Source organism: Pseudomonas sp. VA159-2 (genome assembly GCF_024126635.1).
GTDB classification, from domain to species: Bacteria; Pseudomonadota; Gammaproteobacteria; order Pseudomonadales; family Pseudomonadaceae; genus Aquipseudomonas; species Aquipseudomonas muyukensis.
In genome coordinates, this window is sequence record NZ_JAMYBV010000005.1 from 24,867 (window position 1) to 47,342 (window position 22,476).

A 22,476-nucleotide genomic window follows, 5' to 3' on the forward strand; every position below is an offset into this window, starting at 1 on the left:
TCATCCTTAATTCAAGAAGTACTGCAGCAGGTCGTTGAGGAACAGTTGGCCGCGCGGCGTGGCCGCCAATCGATCCGGTTCGACCCGCAAAAGGCCTTTTTGTTCGGCTTCACGGCGGGCTTCGGCCAGTTGTGCAAGAGGCAGGCCGGTACGCAGGTTGAACAGCTCGGCCTCCACGCCGTCGGTGAGGCGCAGCGCGTTCATCAGGAACTCGAACGGTAGCTCTTCGGCGGGCAGCAGCTTTTCCCCGGCCTTGAACGGCTTGGCCGGGTTCAGGTAGTCCTTGGGCAGGCGGGTCTTCCAGGTGCGCAGGATGCGTCCGTCGGGGAACGACAGCTTGCCATGGGCGCCGGCACCGATGCCGATGAAGTCGCCGAAGCGCCAGTAGTTCAGGTTGTGCCGCGCGGCACGACCGGCTTGAGCGTAGGCCGAGACTTCATATTGGCGGTAACCGTGGTCGGCCATCAGCGCCTGGCCCGCTTCCTGGATATCCCAGAGGACGTCGTCCTCGGGCAGCTCCGGCGGCTGGTTCCAGAATACCGTGTTCGGTTCTACCGTCAGCTGGTACCAGGACAGGTGCGTCGGCGCCAGTTCGATGGCTTGGCGTAGGTCGCCCAAGGCGTCGTCGAGCGACTGGTCTGGCAAACCGTGCATCAGGTCCATGTTGAAGTTGTCGAAGCCTGCCGCGCGGGCCATATCGGCGGCGCGCACCGCTTCGGCGCCATTGTGGATGCGCCCGAGCTTCTCAAGCTTGGCGGGCTGGAAGCTCTGCACGCCGATGGACAGGCGGTTGATGCCGGTCTGCCGGTAGGCCTTGAACTTGTCCTGCTCGAAGGTGCCCGGGTTGGCCTCGAGGGTGATCTCGATGTCCGGGGCGAACGGGATGCGTTGCTCGACTCCGCGCAGCAGGCGGCCCAGTGCATCGGCGCTGAACAGGCTGGGGGTGCCGCCGCCGAAGAAGATCGTGCTGATGGCGCGGCCCTGGACGGCAGGCAGCTCCTGGTCGAGGTCGGCCAGCAGGGCGTCGATGTACTCGGCTTCCGGCAGGGTCGGGCCGGCCTGGTGCGAGTTGAAGTCGCAGTACGGGCATTTGCGCACGCACCAGGGGATATGGATATACAGCGACAGCGGCGGGAGCTCGGGAAGGATCAGGCCCGCCGCCTGCAACGACAGCTTTTCGGTCATGCCAGGCCCAGACGTTGACGCAGCAGGGCCATGGCGCGGGCGCGGTGGCTGAGCTGGTTCTTTTCGAGCGGGGCGAGGTCGGCGCTGGAGCACTTGCGCTCCGGCACCCAGAACAGCGGGTCGTAGCCGAAGCCGTGTTCGCCACTGGCCTCGAACAGGATGCTGCCATGCCACAAGCCTTCGCAGAGGATCGGCAGCGGATCGTCGGCATGCCGCACCAGGGCCAGCACGCAGACGAACTGCGCGCCGCGCTGGTCTGCAGGCACGTCCTTGAGGGCTTCGAGCAGCTTGGCGTTGTTCGCCGCGTCGCCCTTGCCGTCGGCGTAGCGCGCCGAGTAGATGCCCGGCGCGCCGCCGAGGAAGTCCACTGCCAGGCCCGAATCGTCGGCCAGCGCCGGCAAGCCGGAGATGCGCGCGGCGTTGCGGGCCTTGAGGATGGCGTTCTCGACAAACGACAGGCCGGTCTCCTCCGGCTCTACCTGGCTGAATTCGCCAATCGAACGCAGCTGCACGGACTCGCCGAGCATCGCTTGCAGTTCCTTGAGTTTGCCGGCGTTGTGGCTGGCCAATACGAGTTGCTGGAAATTCATCATTCGCCTGGGAACACTTCCTGGTTGAAGCTGAGTGTGTGGCTGATGCCGCCGGATTCGATGTTGAGGTCGAATATGACGGTCTCGGCCTGGTCGATCTTGAACTGGGCGATATAGTAAACCGCGCCCTGGTCGGTGATCTGCTTGAACGACAGTGGGTTGCTGCGCCCGGTCAGGTCCTTCACGGTGCCGCTGACCACCGCCATGGCCGGCTTGCCAGCCTTGAGCACGGCGATGTTGAGCACGCCCTGGTTCTTGCTGCGGGTAAGGCCCGTGGCTGCGGCGATCTCCGGTTGCAGCATGCTCGAGGTGAAGGCGCTGTAGTGCACCGTCACGTCGCCGAAGTCCTGCTTGCGCTCGGGCCTGGCGGCATCGGCAGCCAGTACCGGCAAGGCCAGGCACAGGCTGATCAGAAACAGTGCTAGTCGACGCATGATCGCATTCCTCCGTTCGCGAGGGTCAGACCGCGAGCTGGTGCTCCTGCAGGCCCGGGCTGCTGACCCGATAGATACCGATTTCACCTAGAAGATTAGGCCAAAGCCGGCCGCCCAACCCATTACGGTGCAGGCGGTCGACGGCCAGGCGGTCGAGCACCTTGGCGCTGCGCTCGTGGCACAGGTTCTCGAAGTCTTCGAAGGTGCAGAAGTGGATGTTCGGGGTGTTGTACCAGGTATACGGCATGAAGTCCGAGACCGGCATGCGACCCTTGGTCGCCAGGTACCAGCGGCAGCGCCAGTGGCCGAAGTTGGGGAAGGTGATGATGCACTGGCGGCCTACACGCAGCATCTCGTCGAGGATCCGGTCGGGGTATTCCACGGCCTGCAGGGCCTGGGTCATGACCACCACGTCGAAGCTGTTGCTGGCGAAGTTGCCCAGGCCCTTGTCGAGGTCCTGTTCGATGACGTTGACGCCCTTGGCCACGCACGCGGCGATGTTGTCGGCGTCGATTTCCAGGCCATAGCCGGTGACGTTCTTGCGCTCGCGCAGCGAGGCCAGCAGTTCGCCGTTGCCGCAACCGAGGTCGAGTACCCGGCTGCCGGCGGGGATCCAGTCTTGGATGATTTCCAGGTCGGCTCTCATGGGGTCCTCAGACAGCGATGCGGTTCATGTAGTTGGCGAAGCCCTGCATGTAGCGAGGCGTCGGGATGAGGAAGGCGTCGTGGCCGTAGGGCGAGTCGATGTCCAGGTAGCAGACGTTCTTGCGCGCGGCCATCAGGGCGTCGACGATCTCCCGCGAACGGGCCGGCGAGAAGCGCCAGTCGGTGGTGAACGACATGATGCAGTAGTCCGCCTTGACGTGCGCCAGGGTCGCCGCCAGGTCGCCGCCATGGGCTGCGGCCGGGTCGAAGTAGTCCAGCGCCTTGGTCATCAGCAGGTAGGTGTTGGCGTCGAAACGCCCGGAGAACTCCTCGCCCTGGTAGCGCAGGTAGCTCTCGACCTGGAATTCGACGCTGTGGAAGTCGTAGTTGAGCTTGTCGCTCTTGAGCTCGCGGCCGAATTTCTCGCCCATCGAGTCGTCCGACAGGTAGGTGATGTGGCCGACCATGCGTGCCAGCATCAGGCCACGCTTGGGGACCACGCCCTGGTCCTGGAACGAGCCGCCGTGGAATTCGGGGTCGGTGAGGATGGCCTGGCGCGCCACTTCGTTGAAGGCGATGTTCTGTGCCGACAGCTTGGGCGCCGAGGCGATGTCCACGCAGTGGCGCACCCGGTCGGGGTAGGTGATGGTCCATTGCAGCGCCTGCATGCCGCCCAGGCTGCCGCCGACGATGGCGGCCCAGGTCTGTATCCCTAGGCGATCGGCCAGGCGCGCTTGGCTATGCACCCAATCTTCGACCGTCAGTACCGGGAAATCGGCGCCGTAGGGCTTGCCAGTGGCTGGGTTGAGGCTGCTGGGGCCGGTGCTGCCGTTGCAGCCGCCGAGGTTGTTCAGGCTGACCACGAAGAAACGGTTGGTATCGATTGGCTTGCCGGGGCCGATACAGCTGTCCCACCAGCCCGGCTTGCGGTCGCTGGCGGCATGATAGCCGGCGGCATGGTGATGGCCGGACAACGCATGGCAGATCAGCACGGCGTTGCTGGCGCTGGCGTTCAGCTGGCCATAGGTTTCGTAGATGAGTTCGTAGCTGGCCAGGGCGCGGCCACAGGCCAGGGCCAGCGGTTCATCGAACCGGGCGACTTGCGGTGTAACCAGACCGACGGAATCTTCGGGAAGGACAGTGGACATCGACCCTGCTCACGCTTGACGGAGGCGTAAGTCTAAAGAGCGCTACCCCCAGCGGCAAGCAAAGGCTTGCCGCTGGAAGTGTCGATGTGCCGGGGGCGGATCAGATCATCCGCCACAGCTCCTGCGGCATGCCGGCGTAGGCGGCCAGTTGCGGCATGAGGAACGACTGGATCACCTGGATGGCGATGAAGGCGAAGATCGGCGAGATGTCCATGCCACCGAGGTTCGGCACCAGGCGTCGGAAGGGTGCCAGCACCGGCTCGCTGATCTGATAGGCCAGTTCGGCGGCTGGGTTGTGGCTGTTCGGGGCGACCCAGGAGACGATCACCATGACGATCATCGCCACCCAGAAAATCTTCAGGAACAGCGAAGTGATGCCCAGGATCGACCACATCAGCAGGTGCAGGATGTCGCCGAAAGTGCCGTAGGTGACCATCAGCACGAAGGCCATCAGCAGCGCCTGGATGATGATCGACAGCAGCAGCGACGAGGTGTCCAGGCCGGCGATGCTGGGGATCACCCGGCGCAGCGGCTTGAGCAGCGGCTGGGTGGCGCGCACGGCGAACTGGCTGAGCGGGTTGTAGAAGTCGGCCTTGACCAGCTGCAGCACGAAGCGCAGCAGGACGATCACCAGGTACAGGCTGACCAGGGTTTGCACCACGAAGATCGCGGCGCCGGACAGTGCATTCATCAAAGGCTCCTTATTTGCCCAGTTGTTCGGCCAGCTCGGCGGATCGGGTTGCCGCGGCTTGCAGTGCCTGCTCGACGATCGCTTCGAAGCCACTGGCCTGGAAGGACTTGATTGCCGCTTCCGTGGTGCCGGCCGGCGAGGTGACGCGGCGGCGCAGCTCAGCGGCGTCGACATCGCTGGCCACTGCCATGCGCGCGGCGCCCAGGGCGGTTTGCAGGGTGAGCTGCGAGGCGGTTTCGCGTGGCAGGCCGAGTTTCTCGCCGGCGGCGGTCATGGCTTCGATCAGCAGGAAGAAGTACGCCGGGCCGCTGCCGGAAACGGCGGTGACGGCGTCCAGTTGCTGTTCCTGCTGCAGCCACAGTGCGCTGCCCACCGCGGACAACAGTTGCTCGGCTTGCTGGCGTTGTGCGACGGACACTTGCTCGGTTGCATACAGGCCGCTGACCCCTTGGCGCAACAACGCCGGGGTGTTGGGCATGCAGCGCACCAGCGGGACCTGGCCCAGCCAGGCCTGCAGGCTGGCACAGGTGATGCCGGCGGCAATCGAGACGATCAGTTGGCCGGGTTTCAGGTTGGGCTTGAGCGTTTCGCAGACCGCCTTCATCACCTGCGGCTTGACCGCGAGGACGATCACATCCACGCCATCGATGGCCTGGGCGTTGCTTTCGAAGGTTGCGATGCCGTGTTCGGCCTGGATCCGCGCACGGGTCTCGGCACCCGGGTCGCTGGCGCGGATCTGCGCGGCGTCCAGGCCCTGGGCACGCAGGCCGCCGATCAGGCTGGCGGCCATGTTGCCGGCGCCGATAAAGGCAATACGAGTCTTGCTCATGTCAGGTCCTTGAGGGAAAGAGTGAGTTAAGCATGGATTCAGGCCTGGCCGTAGTCGCGGGCACCGAACAGGGCGGTGCCGATGCGGACCCAGGTCGCACCTTGGGCGATGGCGGCTTCCAGGTCATGGCTCATGCCCATCGACAGGGTGTCCAGGCCAAGGCCCAGTTGCGCCTGGAGCTGGCGCAGGGTGGCGAAGGCGGCCTCTTGTTCGGCGCGGTCCTCGGTCGGTTCCGGGATCGCCATCAGCCCGCGCAGGCGCAGGCCGGGCAGGGCATTCACTGCCTGCGCCAGGGCTGGCAATTCGGCTGGAGCGCACCCGGACTTGCTGTCCTCGCCGCTGACATTCACCTGCAGGCAGATGTTCAGCGGCGCCAGGCCGGCGGGGCGCTGCTCGCTGAGGCGTTGGGCGATCTTCAGGCGATCCACGGAATGTACCCAGTCGAAGTGCTCGGCGATGGCCTTGGTCTTGTTCGACTGAATGGGGCCGATGAAGTGCCAGATCAAGGGCAGGTCGGAAAGTGCCTGTTGTTTGGTCAGGGCTTCCTGAAGGTAATTCTCACCTACATCGCGCAGGCCGGCGGCGTAGGCCTCGCGGATAACGCTGGCAGGCTTGGTCTTGCTCACCGCCAGCAGCTGAACGCTGGCGGGATCGCGCCCGGCGGCCCTGGCCGCGCTGTCGATGCGGCGGGCAATGGCGCAAATGTGGTCTGCTAGGGTGGACATGGTTGGTCGCCGACGGCTTTGGGGTCTGCGGCATTCTACCTGCTTGATCGTCGTTGGGGAGTCTCATGGATGTGACTGAACTGCTGGGCCAGGCCCGGGCGGCGGGTGCCAGCGACCTGCACCTGGCCGTGGGAGAACGGCCGTTGCTGCGCCTGGAGGGCGTGTTGCAGCGGCTGGCGCTTGCGCCATTGACCGCGCCGGCGCTCGAGCAAGGCATGGCTGCGCTGCTCGACGACGCCCAGCGCCGGCAATGGCTGGCGGCAGACGAACTGGACCTGGCCGTGAGCCTGCCTGGGCTGGGGCGCTTTCGGCTGAACCTGTTTCGTCAGTGCAATGGGCTGGGCGCCAGTGTGCGCTTGATCCCGGCGCAGGTACCGAATCTCGAGGCGCTGGAACTGATGGATATTTTTGAAGCTATCAGCCGCTGTCGTGACGGCCTGGTGCTGGTGGGCGGGCCGACCGGCAGCGGCAAGTCCAGCACATTGGCGGCGCTGGTCGACCGCCTCAACCGCGACCATGCGCTGCACATCGTCACCCTCGAAGACCCGATCGAAGTGATCCACAGCGGCCAACGCAGCCTGGTCAACCAGCGCGAGATCGGGCGTCACAGCCGCGACTTAGCCCAGGGCCTGCGCAGTGCCCTGCGCCAGGATCCGGATGTGATCATGGTTGGTGAACTGCGTGACCTGGAGAGCATCCGCCTGGCGCTGCGGGCAGCGGAAACCGGGCATCTGGTGCTGGCCACCGTGCATACGCGCTCGGTGGTGAACAGCATCGACCGGCTGGTGGAGGTGTTCGCGCCGCAAGAGAAACCATTGGTGCGCGCGATGCTCGCCGAATCGCTACGCCTGGTGGTCGCGCAGGTGCTGGTCAGGCGTCGCGGTGGCGGGCGTGTGGCGGCGCGTGAGGTGCTGGTGGCGACGCCTGCGGTGCGCCATTTGATCCGCGAGGGGCGGATGGCGCAGGTCTACTCGTTGATGCAGACAGGCGGGGCGGCCGGGATGCGGACGATGGACGCGGCGATGCAGGCGCTGAAGGCGCAAGGTGTGCTGTAGGCGCCGGCTTGCCGGCTACTTTTCGTACAAACCCTAGCACCCAGGCGTGCCTGCTTCGCCAGCGGCAGGGGGGCGGCTTAGCGTTTGGCCAGGCGCAGCGCCTGCTGGTCTTTGGGCAGCACGCGCTTGGCCACCACGTAGTGCTTCTGCCAGTAGGGTTTGTCCAGGCTGTCGATGCTTACCCGCTTGCCGGTGCGCGGGGCGTGGATGAAGCGGTCGTTGCCCAGGTAGATGGCCACATGGTTGACCCGGCGACTCTTGATGTTGAAGAAGATCAGGTCGCCCGGCTTGAGGTCGCCCTTGGCCACTTTCACCCCCTGGCCCTGGGCCATGGCGTTGGAGGTGCGCGGCAGGTCGACATCGGCCACGTCGTTGAAGGCGTACTTGACCAGGCCGCTGCAGTCGAAACCTTTCTTCGGGCTGCTGCCGCCCCAGCGATAGGGGGTGCCGAGCACGTTCACCGCGCGGCTGAGCACCTCACTGCTCTGCTTGGGCGACATCGCCACGGCCTGCAGGCCCACCGCCTGCTGCTTGGCGGCGTTGCCTGGGCGAGCGCGCAGGGTGGTGGTGCGGTATTGAACCGGGGCGCGCTTCACCGTGGCATCGGCATTGGCCGTGTAACCGGTGAAGCCGCTGGGGAGTCGTTGCTCACGGTTGGTGGCGTGGGCGGCCAGGGGCAATAAAAGGCAGAGGGTCAGCCATGTCTTGAAGAAAGGTGGCATAGATGAAGCTCTTATAGGTGTTGGCGCGCAACTTTATAACAGCTTTTTGATCAAATTCTGATCCGTTGGTCGCTCAGCCACGTACCATATGTCGGGTCAACACGGAAAAGTCACATTTTTCGTTAGAAAATTTTCGGCTAACCCACGAGGGCTTCAAATGAATGGTTATCAACAGGGTGTGCCTGCGCACGACACCCACAGCAAGGTCCTCGGCTACCTGCTCTGGATCTTCGGCTTCACCGGTTCGCACCGGTTCTACTATGGCAAACCCGTTACCGGGACGATCTGGTTCTTCACCTTTGGCCTGCTCGGCATTGGCTGGCTGATCGACCTGTTCCTGATCCCGTCGATGGACCGCGAGGCGGACCTGCGCTTCGAGTCCGGTGGGGTGGACTACAACCTGGCGTGGATCTTCCTGACCTTCCTGGGCATCTTCGGCGTGCACCGCCTGTACCAGGGCAAATGGATCAGCGCGTTGATCTACCTGTTCACCGGTGGCCTGTTCCTGCTGGGGGTGCTGTATGACTTCTGGACCCTGAACCGGCAGATTTCCGAGGTCAACCTCGCCCGTCGGCGGGTATGAAAAAAGGCCTTGTCGCGGTGTGCGGCAAGGCCTTTTTCGTTACTGGCGGCGTTGTTGCAGCAGCAGGTTGCTGAAGCCTGCCCCGGCCAGTTGCTTCTGCGCCACGGTCAGCTGTTCGCGGTTGCTGAACGGGCCGACCATCACGCGGTACCAGGTCTCTTCCTTGACCGTCCCCGACTCCACCTTCACCGCCTGGCCGAGCAGGATGATCTGCGCGCGGACCTTGTCGGCGTCCGCCTGCTTGCGGAACGAGCCGGCCTGCAGGAAGAACTGGGTGGTGGCCGCCGGCTTGATCACCGGGGGTGCCGGTGGCGGTGTCTGCCCCAGCAGCGCGGCCTGGGCACGGGCGGTGTCGATCTTCGCCGCTTCCGCCGGGGTGACCGGCGTGCTCGGCACCGGTGGTTGCGCCGGCACCGGCGGAGTCTTCTCGGGCACGGCCTCGGGCGGCACGATCACCTCCGACTCCGGCAGCAGGGTGTAGAAGTCGTACTTCGGCTTCACCGGCTGCTGGGGTGTCGGCGTGGTGGTCTTGCTGGCCTCGGCGACTCGCTCCGGCTTCTGCTGTTCGGGCTTGGCGCGCTTGATATCGCCGCCGCCGGGTTCGAGCTTCATCAGGAACACGATGAAGGCGCCCACGGTCAGGCCGACCGCCAGCCACACCCAGCCGGGGATCGGCTGCTTGGCGGGTGGTTGGTGGCGGCTGGCGCCGCGCTTGGGCGCGGGTTTTTTCTTTGCAGCCAACTTACATGCGCTCCAAGGTTTCCAGGCCGAGCAGCTCCAGGCCCTGCTTGAGGGTGCGGCCGGTCAGGGCGGCCAGGCGCAGGCGGCTCTGCTGCTGTTCGGCGGTATCGGCGGAGAGGATCGGGCAGTTCTCGTAGAAGCTGGAGAACAGGCCGGCGAGGTCGTACAGGTAGCTGCACAGTACGTGCGGGGTGCCCTTGTCGGCAACGTTGTTGAGGATTTCGCCGAACTGCGCCAGGCGCGCGGCCAGGTCCTGCTCATGGGCCGCCTGCAGGACGATTGCGCCGTCCACCTCGTCGAAACCCTTGCCCAGCTTGCGGAACACACCGGCCACGCGGGTGTAGGCATAGAGCAGGTAGGGCGCGGTGTTGCCTTCGAAGTTAAGCATCAGTTCGAAATTGAAGCTGTAGTCGCTGGTGCGGTGCTTGGACAGGTCGGCGTACTTGACCGCGCCGATACCGACCACCTCGCCGATGTGGCGCAGTTCGTCCTCGCCCAGCGAGGGGTTCTTTTCCTTGACCAGCGCGTAGGCGCGGTCCTTGGCTTCGCTGAGCAGGTCGATCAGCTTGACGGTGCCGCCATCGCGGGTCTTGAACGGGCGGCCGTCGGCGCCGTTCATGGTGCCGAAGCCCATGTGCTCCATTTTCATCGGGTGGCCGACGAAGCCGGCACGGCGGGCCACTTCGAACACCTGGTTGAAGTGCAGGGCCTGGCGCTGGTCGACGAAGTACAGGGCGCGATCAGCGTGCAGCGTGTTGCTGCGGTAGCGTACCGCGGCCAGGTCGGTGGTGGCGTACAGGTAGCCGCCGTCGGCCTTCTGCACGATCACCGGCAAAGGCTCGCCTTCGCTGTTCTTGAATTCTTCGAGGAACACGCACTGGGCGCCTTGGTCCTCGACCAGCAGGCCCTTGGCCTTGAGGTCGGCGACCACATTGGCCAGGTCGGCGTTGTAGGCGCTCTCGCCCATCACGTCGGCCATGGTCAGCTTGACGTTGAGCAATTCGTAGGTCTTCTGGCAGTGCGACAGCGAGATGTCCTTGAAGCGCGTCCACAGCGCCAGGCACTCGGGGTCGCCGGCCTGCAGCTTGACCACCAGGCCGCGGGCGCGGGTGGCGAAGTCCTCGGACTCGTCGAAGCGTTTCTTCGCGGCGCGGTAGAAGTTTTCCAGGTCCGACAGTTCGTCGCTGGTGATCGGGTTTTCTTCCAGGTACGCCAGCAGCATGCCGAACTGGGTACCCCAGTCGCCGACGTGGTTCTGGCGGATGACCTCGTCGCCGAGGAACTCCAGCACCCGCGCGACGCTGTCGCCGATGATGGTCGAGCGCAGGTGGCCGACGTGCATCTCCTTGGCCAGGTTCGGCGCCGACATGTCGATGACGACTTTCTCGGCCGGGCCGGCCTTGCGCACACCCAGTTGGGCATCGGCCAGGGCGGCGTCGAGGCGCTGAGCCAGGGCGGCGGTGTTCTGGAAGAAGTTCAGAAAGCCGGGGCCGGCGATCTCGACCTTGCTGATGTCGGCGCTGGCGGGCAGCGCGGCGATCAGTTTTTCAGCCAGGTCGCGTGGCTTCAGGCCGGCCGGCTTGGCCAGCATCATGGCGATGTTGCTGGCGAAGTCGCCGTGGGTCTTGTCCCGGGCGTTTTCCACCTGGATCGCCGGCGTCAGCCCTTCAGGCAGCACACCGTCGGCGACGAGTTGGGTGAGGGCTTGCTGGATCAGCTGGCGAATGGTGTCTTTCATGGGGTTCTCTTTTCGACCGCAAGCGCGGTGGAGCGCTTCGATGCGCAGGTGGAAAAACTGGGCATTATCCGTTGCCGGGGGCGGGTTGCCAACCTTTTGGCCGGTATCGCTGGTCAGGCGTGGGGGCGGGCTTGCCCCGCGATGGGCTCGATCGCGGGGCAAGCCCGCTCAATCGCTCAATACAGGTCGACCGGGTCGACATCCAGCGACCAGCGTACCTGGCGCCCCGATGGCATCTGCTCCAACACTAGCAACCAGGCGCTGATCAGTCGATGCAAGGGCGCCCGGGCATTGGCCTGGAGCAATAGTTGCGCGCGGAATCGGCCCGCCCGTCGCTCCATCGGCGCGGGCACCGGGCCCAGCAGCTCGATACCGTGCAGGCCTTGCTCGCGCAGCAGGCGCTCGGCGGCGCTGCACGCCTCGTCGAGGAAGCTCTCGGCCTGGCCCGGCTTGTGCGCATCGGCGCGCAGCAGGGCCAGGTGGGCGAACGGTGGCAGGCCGGCGGCGCGGCGTTCGCTCAGGGCCTGCTCGGCGAAGGCGAAGTAGCCCTGCTCGGTGAGTTGCACCAGCAGCGGATGGTCGGCCAGGTGGGTCTGTACGATCACCTTGCCGGGCTCCTCGGCCCGTCCGGCGCGGCCGGCCACCTGGACGATCAGTTGGGCCATGCGCTCGCTGGCGCGGAAGTCGCCGGAGAACAACCCGCCGTCGGCATCGAGGATGGCCACCAGGGTCACCCGGGGGAAGTGATGCCCCTTGGCTAGCATCTGGGTGCCGACCAGGATACTCGGCTGGCCGCGCTGGATGGTGCTGAACAGCTGGTGCATGGCGTCCTTGCGCGAGGTGCTGTCGCGGTCCACGCGCAGGATCGGGTAGTCGGGGAACAGCACCTTGAGGCGCTCTTCGGCGCGCTCGGTGCCGGCACCCACCGGGCGCAGGTCGACATGGGCGCACTGCGGGCACTGCAGTGGCAGGCGCTCGTCGTAGCCGCAATGGTGGCAGCGCAGCACGCCCGAGCGTTGGTGCACGGTCATGCGCGCGTCGCAGCGCGGGCATTCCGACAGCCAGCCGCAGTCGTGGCATAGCAGGGTTGGGGCGAAGCCGCGGCGGTTGAGGAACACCAGCACCTGCTGGCCAGCCTCCAGGGTCTGGCGGATGGCCTGTTGCAACGGGCCGCTGATGCCGCTATCGAGCGGCAGGCTGCGCACATCCAAGCGCAGGAAGCGCGGGGGCTTGGCGCCACCGGCGCGCTGGGTCATGCGCAGCAGGCCGTAGCGGCCGCTGTGGGCGTTGTGCAGGCTCTCCAGCGACGGCGTGGCCGAGCCCAGCAGGATCGGCACGTTCTCCTGGTGCGCGCGTACCACCGCCAGGTCGCGGGCGTGATAGCGCAGGCCCTCCTGCTGCTTGTAGGAGCCGTCGTGCTCCTCGTCGATGATGATCAGCCCGGGGTTTTTCATCGGCGTGAACAACGCCGAGCGGGTGCCGATGATGATGTCGGCCTCGCCATCGCGGGCCGCCAGCCAGGCGTCCAGGCGTTCGCGGTCGCTCACTGCCGAATGCAGCAGGGCGATGCGGGCATTGAAGCGTTGTTCGAAGCGCTGCAGGGTCTGCGGGCCGAGGTTGATCTCGGGAATCAAGATCAATGCCTGCTTGCCGGCCTCGAGGGTCTCGCGGATCAGTTGCAGGTAGACCTCGGTCTTGCCGCTGCCGGTGACGCCGGCCAGCAAGTAGGCATGGAAGCCGCCGAAGCCCGCGCGCACGGCCTCGAAGGCTGCACGTTGCTCGTCGTTGAGCGGCAGCTCCGGCTGGGCCAGCCAATGTTCGTGGCGCGCTGCCGGCAGGTGGCGGCGCACTTCGACCTGCACCAGTTCCTTGGCCAGCAGCAGGTCGAGGCTGTCCTTGTTCAGGCCAAGCTTGCCCAGCAGCGCGTGGGCGACACCGTGGGGGTGCTGCGACAGGGTCTTGAGCGCTTCGCGCTGGCGTGGCGCCCGGGCGATGCGAGGGTCTTCCAGGCGCGCGCCGCCGGCAACGTGCCAGAAGCGCTCCTGGCGGGCCTCGGCCGGCTCGCCCTGGCGCAGCAGCGTCGGCAGCGCCCAGCTAAGGGTGTCGCCGAGGCTGTGCTGGTAGTACTGGGCGGTCCACAGGCACAGCTTGAACAACGCCGGCGGCAGCGGCGAGACCGGGTCGAGCAGGGCACTGGCAGGCTTGAGCTTGTCGGCCGGTACTTCGCTTTTGTCGGCGACCTCCACTAGCACCCCGATCATCTCGCGTCGACCGAATGGCACGCGGATGCGCATGCCGGGGGTCAGCGCCTGGCGTGCCATGCTCGCAGTGGCCCGGTAGTCGAACAGGCGACGCAGGGGCGAGGGCAGGGCAAGGCGCAGGATGACGTCGGACACGCGGAAGGTCTCTGGAGGGTGTTTCACAAATCAGGCGAGCCTAGCAGACGACAGCCGGTGCAAGCGACAACTTGCGCTGGCCCTGTGCTCTGGTATTATTCGCCGCCTAATTACGTGCGGTATTCAACAATAGGTGTTGGGTGGCGGCACGCAGCTCGAGGAAGTGACCATGAAAGCAGATATTCATCCGAACTACGAAGCGGTTGCAGTCACCTGCAGCTGCGGCAACAAATTCGAAACCCGTTCGACCCTGGGTAGCACCCTGGCGATCGACGTTTGCAACCTGTGCCACCCGTTCTACACCGGTAAGCAGAAAGTCCTGGACACCGGTGGTCGCGTACAGAAGTTCGCCGATCGCTTCGGTATGTTCGGTACCAAGAAGTAATCATGCGCATGGCGAATCTCTCGAGGTTCGCGCTGTTGCAAAAGAAGGCGCCCCTGGTGGGCGCCTTTTTTGTGGGCGCGATCTGGCATTTTCCAGCCTTGGCGTTCTGTCCGCTGCCCGAGCAGGCGCAGCAGGTGGCGGTGCGCACTGTGGTCGATGGCGACACCCTGCGCCTGGTCGATGGCCGCAGCGTGCGGCTGATCGGTATCAATGCCCCGGAAATCGGCCGCAAGGGGCGGGCCAGCGAAGCCTATGCCGAGGCGGCCAAGCGGCGCCTGCAAGCCTTGGTCAAGGCCAGCGACGGACGGGTCGGGCTGGTGCTGGGGGCTGAGCCCAAGGACAAGTACGGGCGCACCCTGGCGCACATCTATGGCCGTACTGGCGACAATTTCGAAGCACAACTGCTCAGCGAAGGCCTGGGCTATCGGGTTGCCATCGCGCCCAACGTCAGCCTGTCGGGCTGCCAGCAGCAAGCCGAGCAGATGGCGCGCAAGGCGGCCGCCGGGCTGTGGCGGCAGTCGCCGGTGCTGCGCGCGGGGGATATCCGCCAGTCCGGCTTTGCGGTCATCGCCGGCAAAGTCACGAGTATCGAGCGCAATCGTGGCGGTACCTGGCTGGAGCTCGACGACAGCCTGGTGCTGCAGGTACCCGCTCGTCTGCAACGCAGCTTCCCTGCCAGCTTCTTCGCTAACCTCGAAGGACGCCAGGTCGAGGCGCGCGGCTGGGTGCTGGATCGTTCCCGCAAAGGCGGGCTCAAGCCCGGGCAGCGACGCTGGCTGTTGCCATTGACCGATCCGAGCATGGTGGAGCCTAAATAGTTGTAGACAGTTTGCTATTGGATTGTACACACTGGGCCCGGTAAGCCCCGTGGGTTATAGCGTAAAGTCGTAGGCCAGAGGCCTTGACACCGAGTGACCGGGCAGTCTTGTCGCCCCCCGGCTCTTTGCGTATCCTCGGCGGTCCGTCAGAACAGTAAATAGCGGAATGCCCATCATGTCAGACCTGAAAACCGCCGCTCTCGAATACCATGCTCAGCCTCGTCCGGGGAAACTGAGCGTCGAGCTCTCCAAGCCCACCGCCACCGCCCGCGACCTCGCCCTGGCCTACAGCCCAGGCGTCGCCGAACCCGTGCGCGAGATCGGTCGTGATCCAGAGCTGGCCTACAAATACACCGGCAAGGGCAACCTGGTCGCGGTGATTTCCGATGGCACCGCCATCCTCGGTCTGGGTGACCTCGGCCCGCTGGCCTCCAAGCCAGTGATGGAAGGCAAGGGTGTTCTGTTCAAGCGTTTCGCCGGTATCGACGTGTTCGACATCGAAGTCGAGTCCGAGAGCCCGCAGGCTTTCATCGACACCGTACGGCGCATTTCCATCACCTTCGGTGGCATCAACCTCGAAGACATCAAGGCGCCAGAGTGCTTCGAGATCGAGCGCACCCTGATCGAACAATGCGACATCCCGGTATTCCACGATGACCAGCACGGTACCGCCATCGTTACCGCGGCCGGCATGATCAACGCCCTGGAAATCGCCGGCAAGACGCTCGAGGAAGCGAAGATCGTCTGCCTGGGCGCTGGCGCCGCAGCTATCTCCTGCATGAAGCTGCTGGTGAGCATGGGTGCCAAGGTCGAGAACATCTTCATGATCGACCGCAGCGGCGTGATCCACGCTGGCCGTGACGACCTGAACCAGTACAAGGCCCAGTTCGCCCACGCCACCGACAAGCGCACCCTGGCCGACGCCCTCGACGGCGCCGATGTGTTCGTCGGCCTGTCCGGCCCGAACCTGCTGAGCCCGGAAGGCCTGAAGTCGATGGCGGCCAACCCGATCGTGTTCGCCTGCTCGAACCCTGATCCGGAAATCAAGCCAGAGCTGGCCCACGCCACTCGCAGCGACGTGATCATGGCCACCGGTCGTTCCGACTACCCGAACCAGGTCAACAACGTACTGGGCTTCCCGTTCATCTTCCGTGGTGCCCTGGACGTTCGCGCCAAGCGCATCAACGAAGAAATGAAGATCGCCGCCGCTATCGCCCTGAAGGACCTGGCCAAGCAGCCGGTGCCGCAGGAAGTGTGCGAGGCCTACGGTGTGCAGGCCCTGGAATTCGGCCGTGAATACATCATTCCGAAGCCGCTGGACGCACGTCTGATCACCGTGGTTTCCGATGCCGTGGCCAAGGCCGCCATCGAATCCGGCGTGGCTACCCTGCCCTATCCGAAGCACTACCCGCTGAAAAGCGTGGATGACGTGTTCAACGGCTGATGCCGTTGTAGCGGCATGAAAAAGCCCCGGCTCGCGAGAGTCGGGGCTTTTTGTTTGCCGATGGCCGGCTGACGCGGCCCCTTGTAGGAGTGGCCTTTCCGACCGGTCCGACGCCTCGGCGAGGCCGCTCCTACACGGACGGTGTGTTTAGAACAGGTCCATCGGCGCCGCTTCATCCGCCGGCAGCGGGCTGCCGGGTGCCGCGCCATTGCCCAGTTCGTCCACCGAAGGCGGCGAATCCTCGGCCTTGAACAGCTCGAAGTAGGCATTCGGCGTGCTCGGGGTGGCGGCGCGGCCGCTCACTGGATCAACGCGCAGGCTGAGGATGCCCTCGGGCTCGGCGGGCGCATGCTCGGGCATGCCCTTGAGGGCGGCGCCCATGAAACTCATCCAGATCGGCAGGGCCACGGTGCCGCCGTACTCGCGGCGGCCCAGGGTTTCCGGCTGGTCGAAGCCGACCCATACGGTGGTGACGTAGTCGGCGTTGTAACCGGAGAACCAGGCGTCCTTGGACTCGTTGGTGGTACCGGTCTTGCCTGCCAGGTCGGTGCGGCCCAGGGCCAGCGCCCGGCGGCCGGTACCGCGCTTGATCACGTCCTGCAGCATGCTGGTGAGGATGTACGCGGTGCGCCCGTCGATGATCTGCTCGGCCACTGCCGGCGCCTGCGGCGCAGCCGCGACCTGGCCATAGGCCGATGGCGCCTCGCCGGGTACCGGGGCGACGCTGATCGGCTGCTCGGGAGCGGCGAGACCGGCCTGGTCCTGGCTGCCCTGGGGCACGCGGGCCGGGTTGGCGGTGAACAGCGTCTCGCCGTTGCGGCTGTCGATGCGCTCGATCAGGTAGGGGTTGATCTTGTAGCCGCCGTTGGCGAAGGCGCTCCAGCCGGTGGCGATCTCCATCGGGGTCAGCGTCGCGGTGCCCAGTGCCAGCGACAGGTTGCGTGGCAGGTCCTGCTTGTTGAAGCCGAACTTGGCGATGTAGTCGATGGTGCGGTCCACGCCCATGGCTTGCAGCAGGCGGATCGACACCAGGTTACGCGACTTGTACAGCGCCTCGCGCATGCGGATCGGGCCGAGGAAGGTGTTGGTGTCGTTCTTCGGACGCCAGACCTTGTCCAGGTATTCGTCGACGAACACGATCGGTGCGTCGTTGACCAGGCTGGCGGCGGTGTAGCCGTTGTCCAGGGCGGCGCTATAGACGAAAGGCTTGAAGCTCGAGCCCGGCTGGCGCTTGGCCTGCATGGCACGGTTGTAGTTGCTCTGCTCGAACGAGAAGCCGCCGACCAGGGCGCGGATGGCGCCATCGCGGGGGTCGAGGGTGACCAGTGCGCTCTGCGCGCCCGGCACCTGGCTGAACTTGAGGGTGCCGTCTTCCAGGCGCTGCAGGCGCACCAGGTCGCCGACCTGGGCGACATCGGCCGGGGCTTGCGGCGCGCGGCCCTGGGCGTTGTTGTTGAGGTACGGTCGGGCCCACTTCATGGTGTCCCAGGCCACGGTCTCTTCCAGGCCGCCGCGGGTCATCACCTTCAGGCCGGTCTTCTCGACCTGGGTGACGATCGCCGGCTCCAGGCCGCCGAGGGTGCGTTGCTTGCCCAGGTCCTGCAGCCAGGCGGCGCGGGTCTTGCCCGGGAAACGTGCTTCCGGGCCGCGATAGCCGTGGCGCTCGTCGTATACGCTGAGGCCGTTGAGCACGGCGTTGTTGGCCATCTGCTGGGTGGTGCTGGGCACCGTGGTGGTGACGCGGAAACCTTCGGTATAGGCGTCGCTGCCGTAGCGGCCGACCATCTCGGCGCGGGCCATCTCGGCCACGTAAGGGGCGCTCACTTCCGGCGTCGGCACGTGGTAGCTGGCGTTCAGCGGCTCGGCCAGGGCGGCCTGGTAACTGGCCTCGTCGATCTTGCCGAGCTTGTACATGCGCCCGAGGATCCAGTCGCGGCGCTCCTTGGCACGCACCGGGTTGGCCAGCGGGTTGAAGCGCGACGGCGCCTTCGGCAGGCCGGCGATCATGGCCATCTGCGCCAGGCTGACATCGCGGATCGATTTGCCGTAGTACACCTGCGCCGCGGCATCGATGCCGTAGGCGCGGTTACCCAGGTAGATCTTGTTGACGTACAGCTCGAGGATCTCGTCCTTGGTCAGCTCGCGCTCGATCTGCAGGGCCAGGAGGATCTCGTTGGTCTTGCGCGAGAAGCTGCGTTCGCTGGTCAGGAAGAAGTTCTTCGCCACCTGCATGGTGATGGTGCTGCCGCCGGTCTGGATATGCCCGGACTTGAGCAACTGCGACGCGGCGCGCATCAGGCTGCTGGGGTCGACGCCGTAGTGGTTGAGGAAATTGTCGTCCTCGGCAGACAGAAGCGCCTGGATGAACTGTGGGGGAATTTCCTGGAACTTGATGGGCGAGCGGCGCATTTCGCCGAATTCGGCGATCAGCTTGCCGTCGCTGCTGTAGACCCTCAGGGGGATTTGCAACTGGACGCTTCTGAGCGCGTCGACCGAGGGCAGGCTGGGACTAAGATACAGAAACGCACCGCTCACACCGAGTACGAGCGCGCAGATGACTGCGACGAAAGACCACCAGAAGAACTTCAGCAGGCGTATCAAGGCTTTGGGGTGTCCTGGTTGAGGAGTGGAGGGCGCGAGGGGCCGGCGGACGGGAAAATTCGCTGGGCATTATAAGCATTTTTCGCCCCGCCGGGTGACCGCCCGGGGCGGCGCGGCGACCGCCTGCAGCGCAATGGCACAGGCTGCGCACGACAGGGAAGTGACAGTCATGCTTGGAGACTTTGGCCGCAGCGTCGGTTCACTGCTGGGGGTGGAAATCACCGCCGATTCCATACGAATGGTGCACCTGCGCCGGCACAGGCGGGCCTTGCGGGTCGCCGGTTGGGCCGTGGAGCCCTACCTGGGCGCGCAGTCCACGGGCAGCGAGCACCTGCACGCGGCGTTGCGCGAAGCGCATGCGCGTTGCGCGACACGCCAGCGCCAGGTGGCCCTGGCACTGCCGGCCTCCCAGGTGATCTGCAAGGTTTGCCAAGTGCTGGCCGACCCGTCCGCTGAGGCCATGGAGGCGCAGTTGCTGGGGCTCGCCGACCAGCTCTTTCCTTTTCCGCTGGATGATCTTGCCCTGGACTTTCAACTGCTCGGGCCCAGCGCTCAGGCACCGGGCAAGATCGACGCGCTGGTCGTGGCCTGTCGGCAGAGCCAGCTCGACCCCTTCGAGCAATTGTTCGCTCAGGTTGGTTTGGAACTGGTGGCCGTGGAGGTGGACAGCCTGGCGCTTTGGCGCGCGCTGACGCCGGGCGACAGCCTGGTCCTGCAGATGGAAAACGCGCAACTGGTGACGCACCGCTGGCCGGACGGTGATGTTCCCCAGCGCCAGCAAACCGTGATGGCCTCGCCGGAGCAATGGGGTGAACACATCGATGGCCTGGCCGGAGCCCGCGAGGTCCTGTTGATCGGTGCCGGTGCGAGCCCTGGGCGAGCCCGGTCACTCTCCGAGCGGCTGGGGGTGGCCTGTCGCCTGGCTTGTCCGCCCGCGCTGGCCGGGCTGGAGGATATCGGTCCATCGATGGTACTGGCTTACGGGCTGGCGCAGGGCGGTGTCGCATGAGGGTGCGACTGAACCTGATGCCTTGGCGCGAGCAGCGGCGGGCGAAGACATTGCGGCGCTTTCAGCGGGCACTGGTGCTCAGCCTGAGCCTGGCCTTGGTCGGCGTGTTGCTGCTCGACCAGGCGGCGCGGGCGCGGCTGGCGAGGCAGGCCGATGTGGTTGCCCGGCACCAGGCTGAGCTTGCCCGGCTCGACGGTGGGCTGCTGCAGCTTGAGCGGCTGCGCGAGGCGCGCCAGGCGGCGCAGGCGCACTATGGCGCCTTGACCACGCTGCGTGCCAGGCAGGCGTTGCTACCGGGGCTGCTGCTCAGCCTGGAGCAGGCGATGCCCGAGGGGGCGCAACTGACCGAGGTCGACTGGCAGGACAACCGCTTGCAACTGGCCGGGTTGGCCGCCTCGGCAGCGGTGGTGGCGCGGCTCATGCGTGACTTGCAGCAGAGCGGTGTGGTGCAGGAGGTCGAGCTGGTCCACCTGCGTTACCACCAGGCAGGAGATGAGTTTCTGCTGGCGGCGCGTTTGTCGCCGGAGGCGTCATGAGTGGCTGGCACTGGGGCGCCTGGCAGGCGTGGGTCTGCCGATCCCCGGTATTCGGCATCGTGGCGGTCTTGTTGAGCCTATTGGCGGTGCTGGTCGCGGGGTACTTCATGCGTCTGCGCGAGCCGGGGCTGGCGTACGGCGCGGCTGTCGCGCAGGTGGTTGCCGTGCAGCAAGCGTTGCAGGCGCGTGAAGCGCAGCTCGCCGAGCTGGGCGCCGAGCGTCGGGCGCTCGAGGAAGCCGAACAGCATGTGCGCGCGGAGCGTTGGCGACTCTCCGCAGGGGAAGGCATGAGCGAATGGCTCGAAACCTTGGCGCTATCCGGCCATGAGCATGGCCTGTTGTTCGAGCGTCTCGATGTGCTCGATGAGCGCCACGAACCCGGTTATCGGCTGATTCCCCTGGAAATTCGAGTGAGAGGGCGCTATCCGGCCGTGCGTGCCTGGCTGGAACAAGGGCAGCGGCAGTTACGCTTGTTGAATGTGGCGCGGTTGCGCCTGACCCGGGCCGATGAGCGTTCGGGCCTGGTCGTGGGACAGTTGCTGATCAATGCCTATCACGCCGGCGAAGCGTTGCCGGTGCCGGCCGATCTGGCGCACGAGCCTGCTCGGCCGGCACCGGCCGTGACGGCATTCGATCCATTCCGGGCCTGGTCATCGGCCCGGCTCGGCCTTGGGCTTGGCCGCATCCCGCTGGAGCAGCTGGAAATGGTCGGCACTCTGGCGCGTGGCGGGCGGCATCAGGCGCTGTTGCGCTCGGGCGGTCAGGTGTATCGGGTCGGGGAGGGCGAGGCGCTGGGGCGTGACGAAGGGACAGTGGTGGCGATTGCGGCGGACCAGGTAACCGTGCGCGAGCGGATCTATATCGGGGATGCCTGGCAGGAACGCCATCGGTATCTGCTGCTTGGGGCTCGCATGACAGAGGAGGTCAGGGATGAAACAGGGGCGATGGCTGGGCGGGCTGCTGCTCATGCTGATGGGGACACGGGGCGCCTTGGCGACAGAGGGTGAGCCGCTGTCGCTGAACTTCCAGGACGTCGAAGTTCGCGCGGTCCTGCAAATCATGGCGGATTATGTGGGTGTCAACCTGGTGGCCAGCGACACCGTGCAAGGGCGGATCACCTTGCGGCTGGAGCAGGTACCTTGGCAGCAGGCCCTTGACCTGGTGTTGCGCAGTCGGGGCCTTGGCCGTCGTCAGGAGGGTAACGTGCTGCTGGTCGCACCCTTGGCGGAACTGGCCGAGCGGTCGATGGGCATTCGCCAGGAACAGGCCCTGGAGGCGCAGTTGGCGCCGCTGCAACGTGCATTGATCCCTGTGTTCCATGCCAAGGCGGCGGAGCTCGCCGAGCTGCTGATGGCCAGCCTGGCCGACGACGGCATCCTCGCCGAGCGTGGCACCGTCAGTGTGGATGCGCGCACCAATACCTTGGTGGTCACCCAGCCTGCGCGGCAGTTGGCACAGTTGCGCAGGTTGGTGGCGCAGCTGGACGTGCCGGTGCGTCAGGTGATGATCGAGGCGCGGATCGTCGAGGCCAGCGTCGATTATGAAAAGGCCCTCGGCGTCCGTTGGGGCGGGCCGCTGTATGGCCAGGACAGCCGCCTGGGCAGCGAGCTGTTCGTCGACCTCGGTGTCGAGCGCGCCACCTCGGGCCTGGGAGTCGGCCTGCTGCGCAGCGACATTCTGCTCGACCTGGAGCTCAGTGCCATGGAAAAGAGCGGCAACGGCGAGATCATCTCCCAGCCCAAGGTGGTTACCGCCGACAAGGAAACCGCGCGGATCCTCAAGGGTACCGAGGTGCCCTACCAGGAAACCACCAAGAGCGGCGCCACCTCCATTTCCTTTCGCGAGGCCTCGCTGTCGCTGGAGGTGACCCCGCAGATCACCCCCGATGGGAAGGTGGTGATGGCGGTACGGGTGACCAAGGACGAGCCGGACTTCATCAATGCCCTGAACAACGTGCCGCCGATTCGCAAGAACGAGGTCAATGCCAAGGTGCGCGTGGCCGATGGCGAAACCATTGTGATTGGTGGCGTTTACTCGACGTCGCATAACAAAGTGGTCGACAAGGTGCCATTTTTCGGCGATCTGCCGTATGTTGGGCGGCTGTTTCGACGCGATGCATTACAAGAGAAAAAATCCGAGCTGCTGGTCTTCCTGACTCCGCGTATCATGAGTGACCAGGCGATTGCTGTGAGTCGTTGATT

Annotated in this window: 22 protein-coding genes; 9 read left to right on the forward strand and 13 right to left on the reverse strand. The window is 65.6% G+C overall.

All coding sequences use genetic code 11. The features are described from left to right. Window positions 1–6 precede the first annotated feature (6 nt). From hemW to NJG22_RS06520, 8 genes are all read right to left on the reverse strand, one after another. The gene (hemW, locus tag NJG22_RS06485) at window positions 7–1,185 is read right to left on the reverse strand and encodes a radical SAM family heme chaperone HemW (RefSeq protein WP_253093292.1); all 1,179 of its coding nucleotides are present in this window, start codon (window positions 1,183–1,185) and stop codon (window positions 7–9) included. Continuing rightward, entirely contained in the window at window positions 1,182–1,778 is a 597-nt protein-coding gene (rdgB, locus tag NJG22_RS06490) for an RdgB/HAM1 family non-canonical purine NTP pyrophosphatase (protein WP_217852029.1), read from the reverse strand. The genes hemW and rdgB overlap by 4 nt, the downstream gene beginning before the upstream one ends. Further along, window positions 1,775–2,209 carry a DUF4426 domain-containing protein gene (locus NJG22_RS06495; RefSeq protein ID WP_253093293.1) on the reverse strand — a complete coding sequence of 145 codons (435 nt, stop codon included), beginning with the start codon at window positions 2,207–2,209 and terminating at the stop codon, window positions 1,775–1,777. The genes rdgB and NJG22_RS06495 overlap by 4 nt, the downstream gene beginning before the upstream one ends. A gap of 25 nt (window positions 2,210–2,234) precedes the next feature. After that, window positions 2,235–2,855: a methionine biosynthesis protein MetW gene (gene metW / locus NJG22_RS06500; protein ID WP_134691337.1), complete on the reverse strand. Its 621-nt coding sequence runs from the start codon at window positions 2,853–2,855 to the stop codon at window positions 2,235–2,237. A 7-nt stretch (window positions 2,856–2,862) separates the two neighbouring features. Next, window positions 2,863–4,002: a homoserine O-acetyltransferase gene (locus tag NJG22_RS06505; protein ID WP_253093294.1), complete on the reverse strand. Its 1,140-nt coding sequence runs from the start codon at window positions 4,000–4,002 to the stop codon at window positions 2,863–2,865. Between the two features lie 100 nt (window positions 4,003–4,102). After that, the gene (locus tag NJG22_RS06510) at window positions 4,103–4,693 is read right to left on the reverse strand and encodes a YggT family protein (RefSeq protein ID WP_134691339.1); all 591 of its coding nucleotides are present in this window, start codon (window positions 4,691–4,693) and stop codon (window positions 4,103–4,105) included. A 10-nt stretch (window positions 4,694–4,703) separates the two neighbouring features. Then, window positions 4,704–5,522 carry a pyrroline-5-carboxylate reductase gene (gene proC / locus NJG22_RS06515; protein ID WP_253093295.1) on the reverse strand — a complete coding sequence of 273 codons (819 nt, stop codon included), beginning with the start codon at window positions 5,520–5,522 and terminating at the stop codon, window positions 4,704–4,706. A 38-nt stretch (window positions 5,523–5,560) separates the two neighbouring features. Continuing rightward, a complete protein-coding gene (locus NJG22_RS06520; RefSeq protein ID WP_253093296.1) occupies window positions 5,561–6,247 on the reverse strand; it encodes a YggS family pyridoxal phosphate-dependent enzyme in 687 nt (228 codons plus the stop codon). Between the two features lie 65 nt (window positions 6,248–6,312). Between NJG22_RS06520 and NJG22_RS06525 the strand changes: the two genes are divergently transcribed. After that, on the forward strand, window positions 6,313–7,302 hold the full coding sequence (locus tag NJG22_RS06525; RefSeq protein WP_253093297.1) for a PilT/PilU family type 4a pilus ATPase: 990 nt from the start codon (window positions 6,313–6,315) through the stop codon (window positions 7,300–7,302). 77 nt (window positions 7,303–7,379) lie between these two features. Here NJG22_RS06525 and NJG22_RS06530 read toward each other — a convergent pair whose 3' ends face one another. Beyond that, window positions 7,380–8,024: an NlpC/P60 family protein gene (locus NJG22_RS06530; RefSeq protein WP_253093298.1), complete on the reverse strand. Its 645-nt coding sequence runs from the start codon at window positions 8,022–8,024 to the stop codon at window positions 7,380–7,382. A 157-nt stretch (window positions 8,025–8,181) separates the two neighbouring features. On the opposite strand from NJG22_RS06530, the gene NJG22_RS06535 reads away from it, so the two are divergent. Continuing rightward, complete coding sequence (locus tag NJG22_RS06535; RefSeq protein WP_253093299.1) at window positions 8,182–8,607, forward strand: TM2 domain-containing protein; 426 nt, start codon at window positions 8,182–8,184, stop codon at window positions 8,605–8,607. Window positions 8,608–8,646: 39 nt separating this feature from the next. Here the strand turns inward: NJG22_RS06535 and NJG22_RS06540 are convergent, their stop codons facing one another. The 3 genes from NJG22_RS06540 to NJG22_RS06550 form a co-directional block, all read right to left on the reverse strand. Beyond that, on the reverse strand, window positions 8,647–9,348 hold the full coding sequence (locus NJG22_RS06540) for an SPOR domain-containing protein (RefSeq protein WP_134691345.1): 702 nt from the start codon (window positions 9,346–9,348) through the stop codon (window positions 8,647–8,649). A 1-nt stretch (window position 9,349) separates the two neighbouring features. Further along, window positions 9,350–11,086 (reverse strand): arginine--tRNA ligase, encoded by a 1,737-nt coding sequence (gene argS, locus NJG22_RS06545; protein ID WP_253093300.1) that lies wholly within the window; start codon window positions 11,084–11,086, stop codon window positions 9,350–9,352. Window positions 11,087–11,262: 176 nt separating this feature from the next. Next, complete coding sequence (locus NJG22_RS06550) at window positions 11,263–13,482, reverse strand: primosomal protein N' (RefSeq protein WP_253093301.1); 2,220 nt, start codon at window positions 13,480–13,482, stop codon at window positions 11,263–11,265. Window positions 13,483–13,651: 169 nt separating this feature from the next. Here NJG22_RS06550 and rpmE point away from each other — a divergent pair, with 169 nt between their 5' ends. The 3 genes from rpmE (at window position 13,652) to NJG22_RS06565 (ending at window position 16,129) form a co-directional block, all read left to right on the forward strand. Then, window positions 13,652–13,867: a 50S ribosomal protein L31 gene (gene rpmE, locus NJG22_RS06555; protein ID WP_134691348.1), complete on the forward strand. Its 216-nt coding sequence runs from the start codon at window positions 13,652–13,654 to the stop codon at window positions 13,865–13,867. 2 nt (window positions 13,868–13,869) lie between these two features. Then, on the forward strand, window positions 13,870–14,685 hold the full coding sequence (locus NJG22_RS06560; protein WP_253093302.1) for a thermonuclease family protein: 816 nt from the start codon (window positions 13,870–13,872) through the stop codon (window positions 14,683–14,685). Window positions 14,686–14,860: 175 nt separating this feature from the next. Then, on the forward strand, window positions 14,861–16,129 hold the full coding sequence (locus NJG22_RS06565) for a malic enzyme-like NAD(P)-binding protein (protein ID WP_253093303.1): 1,269 nt from the start codon (window positions 14,861–14,863) through the stop codon (window positions 16,127–16,129). Between the two features lie 147 nt (window positions 16,130–16,276). Here NJG22_RS06565 and NJG22_RS06570 read toward each other — a convergent pair whose 3' ends face one another. After that, entirely contained in the window at window positions 16,277–18,730 is a 2,454-nt protein-coding gene (locus tag NJG22_RS06570) for a penicillin-binding protein 1A (protein WP_253093304.1), read from the reverse strand. Window positions 18,731–18,899: 169 nt separating this feature from the next. On the opposite strand from NJG22_RS06570, the gene pilM reads away from it, so the two are divergent. From pilM to pilQ, 4 genes are read left to right on the forward strand one after another with little or no spacing between them, the layout of a single operon-like run. Next, a complete protein-coding gene (gene pilM / locus NJG22_RS06575; RefSeq protein ID WP_253093305.1) occupies window positions 18,900–19,739 on the forward strand; it encodes a pilus assembly protein PilM in 840 nt (279 codons plus the stop codon). Continuing rightward, window positions 19,736–20,275 (forward strand): PilN domain-containing protein, encoded by a 540-nt coding sequence (locus NJG22_RS06580; protein ID WP_253093306.1) that lies wholly within the window; start codon window positions 19,736–19,738, stop codon window positions 20,273–20,275. The genes pilM and NJG22_RS06580 overlap by 4 nt, the downstream gene beginning before the upstream one ends. Beyond that, window positions 20,272–21,282: a pilus assembly protein PilP gene (locus NJG22_RS06585; RefSeq protein WP_253093307.1), complete on the forward strand. Its 1,011-nt coding sequence runs from the start codon at window positions 20,272–20,274 to the stop codon at window positions 21,280–21,282. The genes NJG22_RS06580 and NJG22_RS06585 overlap by 4 nt, the downstream gene beginning before the upstream one ends. After that, window positions 21,242–22,474 carry a type IV pilus secretin PilQ gene (gene pilQ, locus NJG22_RS06590; protein ID WP_253093442.1) on the forward strand — a complete coding sequence of 411 codons (1,233 nt, stop codon included), beginning with the start codon at window positions 21,242–21,244 and terminating at the stop codon, window positions 22,472–22,474. The genes NJG22_RS06585 and pilQ overlap by 41 nt, the downstream gene beginning before the upstream one ends. Window positions 22,475–22,476: the final 2 nt, after the last annotated feature.

Coding starts and splice junctions, on each gene's coding strand:
- NJG22_RS06505 (WP_253093294.1), bottom strand. CDS start 4,002: ATGTCCACTGTCCTTCCCGAAGATTCCGTCGGTCTGGTTACACCGCAA.
- rpmE (WP_134691348.1), top strand. CDS start 13,652: ATGAAAGCAGATATTCATCCGAACTACGAAGCGGTTGCAGTCACCTGC.
- NJG22_RS06520 (WP_253093296.1), bottom strand. CDS start 6,247: ATGTCCACCCTAGCAGACCACATTTGCGCCATTGCCCGCCGCATCGAC.
- argS (WP_253093300.1), bottom strand. CDS start 11,086: ATGAAAGACACCATTCGCCAGCTGATCCAGCAAGCCCTCACCCAACTC.
- NJG22_RS06580 (WP_253093306.1), top strand. CDS start 19,736: ATGAGGGTGCGACTGAACCTGATGCCTTGGCGCGAGCAGCGGCGGGCG.
- NJG22_RS06510 (WP_134691339.1), bottom strand. CDS start 4,693: ATGAATGCACTGTCCGGCGCCGCGATCTTCGTGGTGCAAACCCTGGTC.
- NJG22_RS06560 (WP_253093302.1), top strand. CDS start 13,870: ATGCGCATGGCGAATCTCTCGAGGTTCGCGCTGTTGCAAAAGAAGGCG.
- NJG22_RS06495 (WP_253093293.1), bottom strand. CDS start 2,209: ATGCGTCGACTAGCACTGTTTCTGATCAGCCTGTGCCTGGCCTTGCCG.
- pilM (WP_253093305.1), top strand. CDS start 18,900: ATGCTTGGAGACTTTGGCCGCAGCGTCGGTTCACTGCTGGGGGTGGAA.
- proC (WP_253093295.1), bottom strand. CDS start 5,522: ATGAGCAAGACTCGTATTGCCTTTATCGGCGCCGGCAACATGGCCGCC.
- pilQ (WP_253093442.1), top strand. CDS start 21,242: ATGCTGATGGGGACACGGGGCGCCTTGGCGACAGAGGGTGAGCCGCTG.
- metW (WP_134691337.1), bottom strand. CDS start 2,855: ATGAGAGCCGACCTGGAAATCATCCAAGACTGGATCCCCGCCGGCAGC.
- NJG22_RS06585 (WP_253093307.1), top strand. CDS start 20,272: ATGAGTGGCTGGCACTGGGGCGCCTGGCAGGCGTGGGTCTGCCGATCC.
- hemW (WP_253093292.1), bottom strand. CDS start 1,185: ATGACCGAAAAGCTGTCGTTGCAGGCGGCGGGCCTGATCCTTCCCGAG.
- NJG22_RS06530 (WP_253093298.1), bottom strand. CDS start 8,024: ATGCCACCTTTCTTCAAGACATGGCTGACCCTCTGCCTTTTATTGCCC.
- NJG22_RS06525 (WP_253093297.1), top strand. CDS start 6,313: ATGGATGTGACTGAACTGCTGGGCCAGGCCCGGGCGGCGGGTGCCAGC.
- NJG22_RS06535 (WP_253093299.1), top strand. CDS start 8,182: ATGAATGGTTATCAACAGGGTGTGCCTGCGCACGACACCCACAGCAAG.
- rdgB (WP_217852029.1), bottom strand. CDS start 1,778: ATGATGAATTTCCAGCAACTCGTATTGGCCAGCCACAACGCCGGCAAA.
- NJG22_RS06565 (WP_253093303.1), top strand. CDS start 14,861: ATGTCAGACCTGAAAACCGCCGCTCTCGAATACCATGCTCAGCCTCGT.